Consider the following 13,908-nt stretch of genomic DNA (forward strand, 5'->3'; position numbering starts at 1 on the left):
TACACTGTCCCCCATTCATCCCCGGGGGGTTTCATGGACATCGAACTGGCACGCACCTTCCTCGAAATCACCCGCTGCGGCAGCCTCGCCGCAGCGGCCGAGAAACTGCACGTCACCCAGACCGCCATCACCGCACGGGTCAAGAGCCTGGAAAGCCAATTGGGTAGCACGCTGTTCATCCGCAACCGCGCCGGCGCCAGGCTGACCGCCGACGGCGAGGCCTTCGTGGTGTACGCCAACCAGTTGCTGCAAACCTGGGAAGCGGCCAAACGCGACCTGCCATTGCCCGATGGCTATCGCAACGTGCTGCACATCGGCGGCGAGGTCAGCCTGTGCAACCCGTTGATGCTCGGCTGGGCCCAGGCCCTGCGCCAGAACATCCCCGGCCATGCCCTGCGCACCGAAATCCGCGAAGGCGAATACCTGTTGCGCCAACTGGAACTGGGTGTGCTGGACGCCGCGCTGGTGTTCCAGCCGCAGTACTGGCCTGGGTTGCAAGTGGAACAGGTGCTGGAGGAAAAACTGATCCTGGTGCAACTGGCGAGCAACCCGGCGCCCTACGTGTACATCGATTGGGGACCCGGCTTTCGTCAACAACACGACGCCGCCCTGCCCGACAAGGCCCGCGCCGCACTGAGTTTCAACCTGGGGCCGCTGGCGTTGCAGTACATCCTGGAAAATGGCGGCGCCGGTTATTTCCGTACCCGCGTGGTGCAGAGCTACCTGGACAGCGGCGTGATGCAACGCGTGCCCAAGGCGCCGGAGTTCAGCTTCCCCACGTACCTGGTGTATTCACGGGCGCGGGATTCGGCGGTGTTGCAACAGGCACTGGCGTTGCTGCGCGAGGTGGTCAAGGCCGAAAGCGACTGGTCGCAGCGCTGGGACCCGCTGATTTGAAGCAACAATATCCGCCGCGCATGCTAGCCTGCGGGTGTTTCCTTTTGCAGCCTTACCGATGAACAAGAAAAAGTCCGTCACCATCAGCGACATCGCCAAACAGGTCGGCATGACCACCATCACGGTGTCCCGGGCGCTGAGCAAACCTGACCTGGTCAAGCCGGCCACCCTGGCGCGCATCCTCGAAGTGGCGCGGGAGCTGGACTATGTGCCCAACGCATTCGCCCGCGGCCTCAAGCGCAGCGAAAGCCTGATCATCGGCGTGATCACCGCCTCGGTAGACAATCCGTTCTACAGCGAAATGATCAAGGCAATTTCCCGCGAGGCCAAGCAGCACGGCTACACCATCATGCTGGTGGACACCGATGAGCTGGAAGAACTGGAAAGCAAGGCCGTGGACACCCTGTTGGGCTACCGCGTGGCGGGGATCATCCTGTCGCCGGTCTCGGATGAGCCGGGCTACCAGCCCGACTACCTGGAACGCCTGGCCAACGGCAAGACCCCGGTGGTGCTGCTCGACCGCACGATCCACGACAGTCCGTTCAGCCGCGTGGTGCTCGACAACTACCACAGCGGCATCCAGGCCGCGCACTACCTGCTGCGCCAGACGCCCGACCTCAGGCGCCTGCTGGTGCTGACCGGCCCCGAACATTCACGCATCACTGTGGAGCGCCTCAAAGGCCTGCGTGAAGTGCTGGCCGAACACCCGCAGGTGCAGGTCGAAGTGCAGGCCGGCGACTACACGCTGATGCCGTCCTACCTGCACACCCTCGACTACCTGGCCGAACACTCGGCGCCGGACGCAATCATGGGGTTCAACCAGTTGATCACCCTCGGCGCCCTGCGTGCGCTGCGCATGCACAATATCCCCCACGACAGCCTGACCATCTGCGGCATCGACCGCCTGCCCTTCGCCGATATCTTCGGCGTGCCCATCGCCTGCGTGGCCCATGATGCGTCGCTGGCCGGCAGCAGCGCGGTACGCCTGCTGCTTGACCGTCTCGAAGACCCGGGCAAGCCCCGGGACAAGGTGGTCATCGCCGGCCAGTTGGAAAACGGCTAGCGGCTGGTATAGCCGCCGTCGATGGGCAGGCTGACGCCGCTGATCATGCTGGCCGCGCGGCTCAGCAGGAACAGCACCGGCAGGGCCACTTCCGCAGTTTCAGCAAACCGCCCCAAGGGAATTGCCGCCAGCGCCGGGTCACGCTTGGCCGGCGCGGACCACGCCATGGCTGCCATCGGCGTGAGTGTGACCGTGGGATTGACGCTGTTGACGCGAATGCCGAAGCGGCCCCACTCGGCGCATTGCACACGGGTGATCGCATCCAGCGCCGCCTTGGAGGCGCAGTAGCCAAGGTGATCGTCCAGCGCCACCAATGACGCCTGGCTGGAGACGTTGACGATGCTGCCGGCGATCTGCGCTTCGATCATTTTTGCCGCCACGCGGCTGGCGACCTGCGCGGCGGCGCGGGCGTTGACCTGCATCACCTGGTCGAACGCCTCGGCGCTGATGGCAGCGGCGGGCTCCAGGCGCGAGATACCCGCGCAGTTGACCAGGCCGTGCAGCGGCGGCAGGTCTTGCAGGGCATTGTCGAGGGCGGCGCTGTCGGCGATGTCCAGGCAGAGGCTATGGCAGCCGAGTTCGGCCAAGGCTTGGGCGTCGCGGCCGAGGGCAAACACATCGGCGCCGCTGGCAATCAGTTGCAAGGCGATTTCACGGCCGATGCCACTGCTGGCGCCGGTGACGAGGATGCGGTGATGGGTGAAGTCGAAGGCTGCGTTCATTCAATTCTCCTGCAGGCTGTGCATGATCGGTTTCAGGGCCGGATACAGCTTCAGGTATTCGCCGAACGCACGGTCGTACGCCTCGACATCTTCCGCCTTGGGCTCGGCTCGCAACTCCAGCTGTACCCAGCCCTTGTCCATCTCCCCATCGCTCACCAACCCCACCGTATGTGCCGCCAGCAACGCCGCGCCCAACGCCGCCTCAACCTCCTGCACGATGGTGTACACCGGATACCGCGTAACGTCCGCGATGATCTGCATCCACAGGTCCGAATGGCTCGCCCCGCCCACCACGATCAAGCGCGGGTCCAGGGAATGCGCGCCGCGCGTGCCCGCTTCGATGTTGTGCCGCAGGGCAAGACTCACCCCTTCCAGCACTGCGCGGTACAGGTGGATTCTGCTGTGATACAGGTTCAAGCCGACAAAACTGCCACTGGCGCGGTCGTCCCACACCGGGCTGCGCTCACCCATCAGGTAGGGCAGGAACAACAACCCTTCGCTGCCCGCCGGGATATGCGTCGCACGCTGTTCCAGCAACGCCAGGCTGTCCTGGCCGCTGGCCTTGGCCTGCTGCTCTTCGGCCTGGCAGAACTGCTCGCGAAACCAGCTCACCGAAGCCCCGGCGGTGATCGCACCGCCAAAGATATACAGGTCGCGGTGGCCGTTGTAGACGTGGGGCATGCTCACCAGGCCATGGTGTGCATCCACCTGCTGGTTGAGGTACCCCCAGCACATGCTGGTGCCGATCATTGCCACATGATTGCCTGGTTGAGTCACTCCCGCCGCCAAGGTTGCCATGGCCGCATCGACGCCACCGGCCAGGATCGGTGTCCCCGCCTGCAGGCCCAGACGCGCAGCCCACCCCTCCAGCAACCCACCGACGACCTCCCCGGAATACACCAGGCGCTCCGGCATCATCGCCGGCGGTATGCCCAATGCATCGAGCATTTCGCCAGACCAGCCACGCGTCTTCACGTCGTAGACGCCACCGATGTTGCCGGCACTGCTGTGGTCCACCGCCAACTCACCGGTGAAGCACCAGTTGATGTAGCTGTTCGGTGGCAGCAGGTAGCGGGTTTTCGCCCACACCTCGGGCTGGTGCTGCTTGAGCCAGAGCATCTTGGTGAAACCGTAGTAGCTGTCCACCGAGTTGCCGCTCACCTCGAACAGGCGCTCCAGGTCCACATGCTCACGCACCCAGGCCACCTGCTCGCCGGCGCGGCGGTCCATCCAGATCAGGCACGGGTGCAGCGGTGTGAGCTGCGCATCCACCGCAATCCCCGAGCCGCCGTACAGGCTGCTGATGCACAGCGCCTTGACCTGGTCTTTCGCCACGCCGGCCTTGGCCATGCACTGCGCCACACAGATCTCGACCGCGTCCAGCCAGACCTGCGGCCATTGTTCGGCCCAGCGCACTTTCGGGGTATCCACGCGATACCCCTGGCTGTGCTGGGCGATGATCGTGCCGTGACCATCCACCAGCAGCGCCTTGGTGCTCTGGGTTCCTATGTCGACCCCCATCACGTAATTCATGCTCAAACCACCGGCTTCAGCAGCACCTTGATCGATTTGGTCGAGTTGGCCAGCTCGAAGGCTTCGGCCCAATCGTCCAGCGGGAAGTCATGGGTGACGATACCTTTGGAGGTGACCAGGCCGCGCTCGAACAGGTCGATGGCAATGGGGTAGCAATAGGGGCCGAGGTGCGCGCCACGTACGTCCAACTCCTTGCGGTCACCGATGATCGACCAGTCGACGCTGGTCTCGGCGCCAAATACGCTGAACTCGACAAAACGCCCGAGCTTGCGGATCAAATCCAGGCCCTGGGTCACGCCGGCCGGCACGCCGGTGGTTTCGATGTAGACGTCGCAGCCATAGTTGTCGGTGAGGCCGTTGATGATCTCGCGGGCGTTGTCGCGCGACGGGTTGATCACCACATCGGCGCCGAATGTCTTCGCCAGCTCCAGGCGCTCATCGACCATGTCGATCACCACCAGTTTCTTCGGGGTTTTCAGCGCGGCGACTTGGACCATGCACAGGCCGAGGGTGCCGGCGCCGGCGATCACCACCACGTCGTCGAGCTGGATATCGCCACGGTTGACGGTGTGGATCGAACACGCCATCGGTTCCACCAGTGCCGAGTCTTCCAGCGACACCGACTCGGGAATTTTGTGCACGATGGCGGTCTTGGGAATGCGCATGTACTGGGCCATGCCGCCTTCGGCCACTTCACGCTGGAAGCCGAAGATGTTATGCACTTCGCACATCCAGTACTTGCCGGATTTGCAGAAGCGGCACTTGCCGCAGGGCACGATCTGCTCGGCGATCACCTTGTCGCCTACCGCGACTTCAAAGTGCTCTTCGGCGCCCTCGCCCGCCTCCACCACATAGCCGAAAAACTCGTGCCCCGGCACCACCGGCGCCTTGACCCACGGGTTGTCGCCACCCCAGAACATCGCCGCGCCAGAGTGGCACTTGCAGTCACTGGCGCAAATGCCACAGGCGGCGATGCGGATCACCAGTTCATTGGCGCGCGCCTGGGGTTTGCCGATGCGCTCCAGGCGATAGTCTTTGGGGCCGTGGCAAACGACGGCTTGCATTTGGGTGTGCTTGTCCATGGTGTTAGGTCCTGTCTTGAGTTTATTTATGGCGCTGACGGCTGATGAAAATCGCCAGCAAAATGATCCCGCCCTTGATCACGCTCTGGACGTAGGGTGAAACGCCAAGCATGTTCAGGCCGTTGTTCAGCACGCCGAGCAGCATGGCGCCGAGCAAAGTGCCCACGATCACCCCGCGCCCGCCGGCAATCGACGCGCCGCCGAGTACCACGGCGGCAATCGCATCCAGCTCGAACGACACGCCGGCATTCGGCTGGCCGCTCATCAGGCGTGAGGTGAGTACCAGCCCGGCAATCGCCGCCGTCAGGCCGCTGATGCCATACACCAGCAACTTGAAGCGCGCGGCGCGCACGCCGGACAAGCGCACCGCTTCTTCATTGCCGCCGATGGCGTAGATGTAGCGGCCGATGCGCGTGTGTTGCAGCAGCACATAGGCGGCGGCGTAGGTGACCAGCATGATCAGGATCGGCACTTCGATGCCGAACAGGCTCTGGCGACCAAAGAAGCCAAACCACTCCGGCAGCCCGGAAATCGGGTAGCCGTCGGTGTACATCAGGCCCAGGCCCCGGGCGATGCCCATGGTCGCCAGGGTCACGATGATCGGCGGCATGTGCAGGTAGGCGACGAACAGGCCGTTGCCGATGCCGAAGGCCACGCCGATCAACATCCCCGCGCCAATCGCCAGGCCCGGCGGCAAGCCCGCGACCATCAGGCCAGCGGTGAGCGTGCCGGACAACGCCATCACCGGCCCCACCGACAGATCGATGCCGCCGGTGAGGATCACGCAGGTCATGCCCACCGCGATGATCGCGTTGATCGACACCTGGCGGGCGATGTTCGACAGGTTGCTGGCGGAGAGGAAGGTGTCGCTGGCCAGGATCATCACCAGGGTCACCACCACCAGCCCCACGAACGGGTAGAACGCCGGCGAGCGCACCAGCCGCGCCAGGTTCAGGCGCAGCCGACTGCTGTCGACGGTGTTAATGGACGTATTCACTTGAGCCCCCTGTTGCATGGCGCATGACCTCTTGAGGATTGACGGCGGACGCTTCGAGTACCTTGACGATGGCGCCCTTGTGAAACACGGCGACGCGGTCGCACATGCCGATGACTTCCGGCAACTCGGAGGAAATCATGATGATTGCGTAGCCCTGTGCGGTGAGGCTGCGCATCAGCGCGTAGATCTGCGCCTTGGCCCCCACGTCGATGCCACGGGTGGGTTCGTCGAACACCAGCACGTCGCAGTGGTGGTTGATCCAGCGGGCGATCACCACCTTCTGCTGGTTGCCGCCACTGAGGTTGAACACCCGGCTTTCGCCGCTGGGCGCCTTGATCGACAGCTGACGCATCAGGTCTTCGACGCTGGCGCTTTCCCTGGCCTTGTCGATCAGGCCCGAAGCGTTCTGGTATTTGGGCAGGTTGTTCAGCGAGATGTTTTCACGAATGCTGAAATCGGTGATCAGCCCTTCGCTCTTGCGGCTTTCCGGCAGCAGGCCGATGCCGTGGGCGAGCGCTTGCGCCGGGTCATCGAGGGTGATTTTCTCACCGCGCAGCCACACGTCTTTGCTCACTGACGGCAGCGCGCCCATCATGCCCAGCGCCAGTTCGGTGCGACCGGAGCCGACCAGACCGGCAAAACCGAGGATCTCGCCCTTGTGCAGTTGGAAGCTGTTGCGGGGCCCGTTGCGCACCAGCTGGATGTCCCTGACCTCCAGCAACAGCGGGCCGCGTGCGCCGCTCGGTTTGGGCGGAAAACTGCATTCCAGGCGCCGCCCGACCATCATCTCGACCAGGCGGTCGATATCACTGTCGGCCACCTCGGTGACGCCGACATTGCCGCCGTCGCGCAACACGCTGATGCGGTCGCACACCTGGAAAATCTCCTCCAAGTGATGGGAGATGAATATCACTGCCACGTCCTGGCGCTTGAGCTCGCGCATGATCTCGAACAGCAGCTCGGCTTCGCTGGGCGTGAGGGTGGCGGTGGGTTCGTCGAGCACCAGCAGGCGCGCATCCAGGGCCAGGGCCTTGGCGATTTCGACAAACTGCTGCTCGGCCACGCTCAGGTGCTTGACTGCGCATTGCAGGTCAATGGTCACGCCCAGGCGCTTAAACAAGGCCTCGCTGGCCTCGACCATTTCGCGCTTGCGCAGCAGGCCGAAACGGTTGCTGAGCTCATGGCCGAGGAAGATGTTTTCCACCGCCGTGAGGTAGGGAATCAGGCTGAATTCCTGGAACACGATGCCGATGCCAGCGGCGATTGCATCGCGGTAGGTGGCGAACTGCCGTGCCTGGCCATCGATCAGGATCTGGCCTTCGTCCTGATGCTCGACGCCGCCGAGGATCTTCATCAGGGTCGATTTGCCCGCGCCATTTTCGCCGAGCAAGGCATGGATCTCGCCGCGCTCGACCTGCAGGTTGATGGACTTTAGGGCCTGTACGCCCGGGTAACGCTTACAGATGTTTTCCAGCTTCAGAAGACTGCTCATACCGCCGACCTCGTATTCAGAAGGAGACCGCAAGCCCCACGGATGGCGTGGGGCCCGGGTGATTTACCAGCTGAAATCCTTGGCCTTGTCCCGGTCGATCAAGGTGATGTCCACCGGGATGGTGGCCGGCACTTGCGAGCCCCACTTCTTGGCCAGGGCAATGCCCAGGGCAAGGCGGATCTGGTCGCGAGGGTATTGCGCCGAGGTGGCGATGAACTTGCTGCCCGGCTTCTGGATCGCCTTGATCGCTTCCGGCGCGCCGTCGACGCTGACCAGTTTCACGTCCAGGCCGCTGGCTTCGATGGCCGAGAGTGCGCCGAGGGAGCCGTTGTCATTCACGCTGAAAATACCTTTGAGCGTCGGTTGCGCCTGCAGCATGTTTTCGGTGACGGTCAGCGCCTGGTCGCGCTCCTGCTTGCCGTTCTGGATGCTGACAATCTTGATGTCCGGGTGCTTGGCCACGGCTTCCTTGCAACCGCGCACACGCTCCAGGATCGGCACCACGGCGATGCCGTCGAGGATGGCGATGTTGCCTTTGTCGCCGATGCTCTTGGCCAGGTATTCACAGGCCTGGAAGCCGGCATCGAAGTTTTTCGAACCGACAAAGGAATCCAGCGGGCCATCCGCCTGGGCATCGACCGCGACAACCACCACACCGGCGGCATGGGCGGATTTGACGGCCGATTGCACGCCGACCGAATCGGTGGGGTTGATCAGCAGGATATCGATGCCTTTTTGCAGCATGTCTTCGACGTCGCTGACCTGCTTGGACACGTCGTGGCGGGCGTCGGTGATGATCAGTTTCGCACCGATGCTCGCCCCGGCTTCTTCCAGGGCATTTTTCATGGTGACGAAATAGGGGTTGTTGATTTCCTGGAAGGACGCGCCGATGCGGATCGGCGTGGCGGCGTCGGCAAAAGCAGGGGCGGCGGTGCCGAGGGTGATGCTTACAGCCAATAAACACAGGGTTTTCGGGAGCATTTTCATGGCGTGGTTCTCTGTTTTGTTTTTATTGTTAGAGCAAATGTTATCGTTAACATTTTGCGAGAAGCTAACAAGGAAATTCGGGTGACGCAAGGGGCCACTGGTCGGCTTCGGTCGGAATGTGGGAGGGGGCTTGCCCCCGATGGCGGAGTGTCAGTTGGCGATGTAAGTGACTGACCCGCCACCATCGGGGGCAAGCCCCCTCCCACACGTGTTCATGTGTGCACCACAAAACCTCGCACAATCTTGAGTACCAACTAAGCTCAGCCTCCAATAAAAAATACCGAGCTGCCTGCCATGGCCCATCCCACCGAGACCTTTCGCGCCCGTTACCGCGCCCAAGTCGCGCGCCACTACAACCCCTGGCTCCACGCCAGTTTCGTGTTCGGCTACGGCATTGTGTGCATCAGCCTGGCCTGGTCATCGACGCACCAGATCACCGCACTGCAATGGCTGACCGTGCCCGCGACGCTGGTGTTCTTCAACCTGTGTATCTACCTGGTGCACCGCCACCTTGGCCATCACAAACACGCCTTGGCCCGTCTGTTTTATGCGCGCCATACTGGCGATCACCACAGCTTTTTCACCCCTGGCCACATGACCTACGACAGCCCCCGGGACTGGCGCGTCATCCTGTTCCCGGCCTGGCTGATCGTGTTGCACAGCCTGGCGATCACACTGCCCGCGTGGTGGTTGATCAAGCAACTGAGTCCCAACGTCGCCGGCCTGTTCGCCGGGTGCATGATCCTCGGGTATTTGCTTTACGAATTGTTTCACGCCTGTGAGCACCTGCCCGCCGACCACCCGGTGGCGCGCCTGCCGTGGATCCGCCAGATGCACCAGTTGCACGCCCTGCATCACCGCCGTGAGCTGATGCAGGGGCGCAATTTCAATATCGTCCTCCCGCTGATGGATTACCTGTTCGGCACCCTGTACTGGGAGCCGGGCCCCCACGACAACCAGGAATCGTCATGAGTACCCGTCCCAAAAAACTGCGTCATCTGTTGTTTGTGCTGTTTCTGCTGGTGGTTGCCTTCTTGCTGCTGATGCCCACCAAAGTGCAACCGGTGAACTGGACACCGCCCAAGCCACCTTCGATGAAGGACGGCCCCTACGCCGAAAACCAGCGTCTCAAGGGCGTGCAGAAGATCGGCGCCCAGGACATCGCCGGGCCAGAGGCGTTGCTGCTGGATACACAGGGTTATCTGATCAGCGGCCTGCATGACGGGCGCATCATCCGCACCGCGCCCGACAGCCGCAGCCTGGAGGTGCTGGCCGACACCGGCGGGCGGCCCCTGGGTCTGGCGCTGCACCCGGATGGGCGCTTGATCATTGCCGATGGCATCAAGGGCCTGCTCGCCCTGGATGCAAACCGCCAACTCACTACCTTGAGCACGGGTGCCAATAACGTCCCCTTCGGTTTCACCAATGACGTCACCGTGGACGCCAGCGGGCGTTATGCCTACTTCAGTGATGCATCGAGCCGCTGGGGTTACGGCCAGGACGGCGAAGCGGTGATCGAGCATGGTGGCGATGGCCGGTTGCTGCGCTATGACTTCAGCAACAGCACCACCGAGGTGCTGCTCGACCAGCTGCAATTCGCCAATGGCGTGGCCCTGGGCCCGGATGAACATTACGTACTGGTCAATGAGACCGGCGCCTATCGCATCAGCCGGTATTGGCTCAAGGGCGAACGTGCCGGCAGCCATGACCTGTTTATCGACAACCTGCCCGGCCTGCCGGACAACCTCAGTTTCAACGGCCAGGACCGTTTCTGGGTGGCGCTGTATTCACCGCGCAACCCTTTGCTGGACAGCTTCGCCGGCTACCCCTTGCTGCGCAAAGTGATGGTGCGGGCGTTGATGGTGGTGCCCAAGCCGATCGAGCGCAAAGCCTTTGTGCTGGGGTTGGATACGCAAGGCAAGGTGATTGCCAATTTGCAGGATGGCAGCGCGGGGAATTACTCGCCCATTACCACCGCTCGGGAATACGGCGAGTGGTTGTACCTGGGCTCGTTGAAGGGCACGAGCATGGCGCGGTTGCCGTTGGCACAGGCGTTGGCGCCCTGACGCAAAAAGGGCATACAGGCGCGCGGCCTGTATGCCCTGGTGGTTACTGGTTAAACACGCTTAGCTCTTGGTGCTGCTGAGCAGGGTCTGCTTGCACAGATGGCCAAAGCTGACGAACTCAGTGTTATCACCACCCACGCCGATACCTGGGTATTCCAGCACTTCCATGCGCCATACCCCGTAGTTGAAGTCGGTACGCCAAGTGTTTTTGTAGCCCTGGGCGTAGTCGACAAAGGTGGTCTGGAAGTCACCGAAGCAGGTGCCCACGTTGATCGTGCCACTCGCCTGACCGGCACTGTTGGTAGCCGCCGAATACCCTTTGTAGACGATAGCACCGGTGTCGGGGTTGATGTGCTGGTCGAGGTAGACGATCGGGTGCAGCCCCACCAGCGGTGCGCCGGTGCTGTCCGACAGCCCCATGGTCCAGGTCAGGTCGCGATAGGCCTGGGTGGTCATGTAGCCATACCCCACGTCGGACGCGGAGTAAGGGATGCGCAACACGTTGCCTTCGCCTTTTACATCAGGGCTGTTGACCCGAGGGTTGGAACCGAAGGACAGGTTGTATTTGCCCGTTGCGCTCCAAGGCTCATTCGGGTGTTGGTTCGGACGAACACGCACCTTGACTACCCCACCGACACCCGGGTTCGGGATCGACGTCGACACGACATTCGCACCCACGGTGACCCACTGGCTGCCATCGAAACGCTCAAGGATCCACTTGTTACGGGTGCTGCCACTGGCCGCGTCGGCCGTCAGGGCTATGCCTACGCTCTGGCCACGGACCGCCGTGAAATCAAAGTAGTCGACATCGTCTAGGCTGTCGGCGTTGCCTTTGATGTAGTTCAGGGTATCCGGCAGTTGAAACGCCGTGTCGGGCGTGTCATTGGGTTCATAGGCATCGATGTTGGCATCCACCGCCACACCGAACTGGAAGCTGGAGCCCTGCACCGCTGCGTTGGCTTCCATGAACCAGTAGTAGTCACCGGCAGGCACCACCCCGCTCAGGCTTTCATCGCCCGTGCCTGGATTATTGGAGGTGCCCAGCGGGAGCGGATTGCCTTGACCATCGTCCTGGAACAGGGTCAAAGACATGTCGGTGCCTGCGGTCTGACCCACCAGCAACGCGTTGATGCGCGCCTTCTGTGGCAGGTTGAAGTGGTAGCACAGCAGGTCACCGGTCTGTACGCCATTGATGGTGTACAACTGGTTCACATCCAGCGTGGTTTCACAGCCCTGGACCAGTGCCGCCTGCACGGCGGCCGCTGCCTGGGCATCGGCTTTCTTGACCTGGGTTACCGGCGCCGGAGCGGCATGATCTTCCACCACCGAATCGGCCTGGGCCTTGGCGGCGAACGCCGGTTTTTTCAGTTGAGCACCCGCTTTGAGTTGCTGCTTGAGCGTCGCTGGGGCCTTGGTGGCCGGCACTATACCGGCGGCTTTGAGGCTTTGCTTGATGTCAGTTTGAACGGCTTGTGCAGCCAGGTGAGGGTATTGCTCGGCCAGGGCGAAGGCCGAAACGAAGCAGGAGGCCGCCATGGCCGCGCCCAGCATAAAGGCTTTTTTCGATTTCATTTTTTATCCATCCATAGTTAAAAAGTGAAGCTCAGGTGACGTCCGGTCACCTGGGATGGAATGTAGGATATAACTGGATGGATGTACAGTATTTTTTGAAGAAATTTCAATTTCTATGGAGTGGGGATGTCGCACCACCAGCGCCAGAAGCCCCAGACTGCTGTTGCGACGGCCAAAATTTGCAAAAGGTAGTAGGGCCACACCATCCAACGCTTGAGCGCTACAGGAACAGATGCCAGTTCGGCCTCTGTCACCAAACCGGCCTCCACATGGCGTTTTGAGTTTGAAAAGAAGTCAGAAATCAGCATCATGCGATGCTGCCTGTCGATCCACTGGTTTCGGCTCCAGAAGCGCTTGTTCTCGCGAACCTTTTCGTTTTCAAGGAAGTAACTTTCGACCTCGTCGAGCTTTATGTATTTTGCAAAAATCAGCACCCCTAAGGAAAAAAACAACCAAACAAACAGCACGACTGAGTAAACGAGAAAAAAGTCCACTGTCAGGCCCCTTCAGGTTGAAATATCAAATCCCCATCGATCTCTATAACCGCCCCCCCCAGAAATGAACCGAAATCACCTAACGCATCACCTCCCGTCGTCCCCCCCGCTACACCTCCAACAACTCCACATGCGAGTTCACCATTCCCTTTCAGACGAACACCTAAAAACAACTTGCATGCCCGACCAGCAACTTTTGCGCCCCAAGCTCCCAGAGTCGCGGCCCCCGCCACTGACCCCACCAACCTCCCCGCCTCCACATACTTCGCCCGTCTACACTGCGCCTCCCGCCCCTCCACACACGCCTCCTTGATCTCCAACCCCGCCACCCCCACGTCCAGCGCCAACCCCACATAAGTCCCTTTGCCCAACCACTTCGACATCTGCGCAATCTCCCGCATCCGCTTCGCATACCCCGCAATTTCACCTTTATGCAGATAGCTCCTGGTCGACAGGCCCAACACCTTTTTCAACGACTCATTACCCTGCAACCCCGTCCCCAACCGCGCCGCGCCTTGCAGTTGCACCTCCAACCGCCGGAACAACGCCTGGCGCCGCTGGATAAACGCCGTCCTGTCCAACGCACCGTCCTTCAAGCGCTGATGCAACCGCTCGATCTCCTCCAGCGTCTGCGCCACGTCATCCAGATGTCGCGCCCAGGCCGACGTCGCACTGCCGATGCCTATCGAGCCCGTCGCCATGAAACTCTGCAGCAAGTCATAGTTGTCGATCACCGCCGTACCGACCGCTGCACGCCTCTGCAAGTGACGACTTACCTCCTCGGCATGCCGCATCAACCAGGCCTCCTCGACCGAGCAATTCACGCTGTGGCTGTCGGGAATAATCACCAGTTGTCCCGGCGCCACCAAACCGGGGCGCAGGTGTCTATTCAGCACGTCAAAATGAGCGGAACGCTGGCGGCCCGGGGCACCGCCCATCAGTCGGTTTTTCAAGCTCTGATAGTCCGTCGCGCGGTCGTTGATAAAGCTTTGCGCCATGCCTC

13 protein-coding genes are annotated in these 13,908 nt (G+C 61.8%); 4 read left to right on the forward strand and 9 right to left on the reverse strand.

The genetic code is table 11. The annotated features are described in order from the left end of the window. Positions 1–33: 33 nt before the first annotated feature. Positions 34–897 carry a LysR family transcriptional regulator gene (locus BM026_RS08615; RefSeq protein ID WP_092244610.1) on the forward strand — a complete coding sequence of 288 codons (864 nt, stop codon included), beginning with the start codon at positions 34–36 and terminating at the stop codon, positions 895–897. Between the two features lie 58 nt (positions 898–955). After that, on the forward strand, positions 956–1,960 hold the full coding sequence (locus BM026_RS08620) for a LacI family DNA-binding transcriptional regulator (protein WP_092244607.1): 1,005 nt from the start codon (positions 956–958) through the stop codon (positions 1,958–1,960). Here the strand turns inward: BM026_RS08620 and BM026_RS08625 are convergent. The 6 genes from BM026_RS08625 to BM026_RS08650 form a co-directional block, all read right to left on the reverse strand. Continuing rightward, positions 1,957–2,682, reverse strand: coding sequence for an SDR family oxidoreductase (locus tag BM026_RS08625; protein WP_071492114.1), 726 nt, complete (start codon positions 2,680–2,682; stop codon positions 1,957–1,959). The genes BM026_RS08620 and BM026_RS08625 overlap by 4 nt on opposite strands. After that, positions 2,683–4,215: an FGGY-family carbohydrate kinase gene (locus tag BM026_RS08630; RefSeq protein WP_093528070.1), complete on the reverse strand. Its 1,533-nt coding sequence runs from the start codon at positions 4,213–4,215 to the stop codon at positions 2,683–2,685. Positions 4,216–4,217: 2 nt separating this feature from the next. Continuing rightward, positions 4,218–5,297, reverse strand: a complete 1,080-nt coding sequence (locus BM026_RS08635; protein ID WP_078049332.1) for an alcohol dehydrogenase catalytic domain-containing protein — start codon at positions 5,295–5,297, stop codon at positions 4,218–4,220. A 22-nt stretch (positions 5,298–5,319) separates the two neighbouring features. Beyond that, positions 5,320–6,312, reverse strand: a complete 993-nt coding sequence (locus tag BM026_RS08640) for an ABC transporter permease (RefSeq protein WP_093512972.1) — start codon at positions 6,310–6,312, stop codon at positions 5,320–5,322. After that, positions 6,278–7,786 carry a sugar ABC transporter ATP-binding protein gene (locus BM026_RS08645; RefSeq protein ID WP_093512974.1) on the reverse strand — a complete coding sequence of 503 codons (1,509 nt, stop codon included), beginning with the start codon at positions 7,784–7,786 and terminating at the stop codon, positions 6,278–6,280. Before BM026_RS08645 ends, BM026_RS08640 begins: the two co-directional genes overlap by 35 nt. A 63-nt stretch (positions 7,787–7,849) precedes the next feature. Continuing rightward, entirely contained in the window at positions 7,850–8,773 is a 924-nt protein-coding gene (locus BM026_RS08650) for a substrate-binding domain-containing protein (RefSeq protein ID WP_093528073.1), read from the reverse strand. A gap of 294 nt (positions 8,774–9,067) precedes the next feature. Between BM026_RS08650 and BM026_RS08655 the strand changes: the two genes are divergently transcribed. Beyond that, positions 9,068–9,745, forward strand: a complete 678-nt coding sequence (locus BM026_RS08655) for a sterol desaturase family protein (RefSeq protein WP_093528076.1) — start codon at positions 9,068–9,070, stop codon at positions 9,743–9,745. Then, on the forward strand, positions 9,742–10,839 hold the full coding sequence (locus BM026_RS08660; RefSeq protein ID WP_093528079.1) for an SMP-30/gluconolactonase/LRE family protein: 1,098 nt from the start codon (positions 9,742–9,744) through the stop codon (positions 10,837–10,839). The genes BM026_RS08655 and BM026_RS08660 overlap by 4 nt, the downstream gene beginning before the upstream one ends. A gap of 60 nt (positions 10,840–10,899) precedes the next feature. On the opposite strand, the gene BM026_RS08665 is transcribed toward BM026_RS08660, so the two are convergent. The 3 genes from BM026_RS08665 to BM026_RS29185 form a co-directional block, all read right to left on the reverse strand. Continuing rightward, positions 10,900–12,411 (reverse strand): hypothetical protein, encoded by a 1,512-nt coding sequence (locus BM026_RS08665; protein WP_071492122.1) that lies wholly within the window; start codon positions 12,409–12,411, stop codon positions 10,900–10,902. A gap of 113 nt (positions 12,412–12,524) precedes the next feature. After that, entirely contained in the window at positions 12,525–12,905 is a 381-nt protein-coding gene (locus BM026_RS08670; protein ID WP_093124398.1) for a hypothetical protein, read from the reverse strand. Positions 12,906–12,907: 2 nt separating this feature from the next. Further along, entirely contained in the window at positions 12,908–13,903 is a 996-nt protein-coding gene (locus tag BM026_RS29185) for a hypothetical protein (protein ID WP_093528082.1), read from the reverse strand. Positions 13,904–13,908 lie beyond the last annotated feature (5 nt).

Origin of the sequence: Pseudomonas sp. NFPP24, from assembly GCF_900112095.1 — a bacterium.
Lineage (GTDB): Bacteria > Pseudomonadota > Gammaproteobacteria > Pseudomonadales > Pseudomonadaceae > Aquipseudomonas > Aquipseudomonas extremorientalis.

Coding starts and splice junctions, on each gene's coding strand:
- BM026_RS08615 (WP_092244610.1), top strand. CDS start 34: ATGGACATCGAACTGGCACGCACCTTCCTCGAAATCACCCGCTGCGGC.
- BM026_RS08620 (WP_092244607.1), top strand. CDS start 956: ATGAACAAGAAAAAGTCCGTCACCATCAGCGACATCGCCAAACAGGTC.
- BM026_RS08625 (WP_071492114.1), bottom strand. CDS start 2,682: ATGAACGCAGCCTTCGACTTCACCCATCACCGCATCCTCGTCACCGGC.
- BM026_RS08630 (WP_093528070.1), bottom strand. CDS start 4,215: ATGAATTACGTGATGGGGGTCGACATAGGAACCCAGAGCACCAAGGCG.
- BM026_RS08635 (WP_078049332.1), bottom strand. CDS start 5,297: ATGGACAAGCACACCCAAATGCAAGCCGTCGTTTGCCACGGCCCCAAA.
- BM026_RS08640 (WP_093512972.1), bottom strand. CDS start 6,312: ATGCAACAGGGGGCTCAAGTGAATACGTCCATTAACACCGTCGACAGC.
- BM026_RS08645 (WP_093512974.1), bottom strand. CDS start 7,786: ATGAGCAGTCTTCTGAAGCTGGAAAACATCTGTAAGCGTTACCCGGGC.
- BM026_RS08650 (WP_093528073.1), bottom strand. CDS start 8,773: ATGAAAATGCTCCCGAAAACCCTGTGTTTATTGGCTGTAAGCATCACC.
- BM026_RS08655 (WP_093528076.1), top strand. CDS start 9,068: ATGGCCCATCCCACCGAGACCTTTCGCGCCCGTTACCGCGCCCAAGTC.
- BM026_RS08660 (WP_093528079.1), top strand. CDS start 9,742: ATGAGTACCCGTCCCAAAAAACTGCGTCATCTGTTGTTTGTGCTGTTT.
- BM026_RS08665 (WP_071492122.1), bottom strand. CDS start 12,411: ATGAAATCGAAAAAAGCCTTTATGCTGGGCGCGGCCATGGCGGCCTCC.
- BM026_RS29185 (WP_093528082.1), bottom strand. CDS start 13,903: ATGGCGCAAAGCTTTATCAACGACCGCGCGACGGACTATCAGAGCTTG.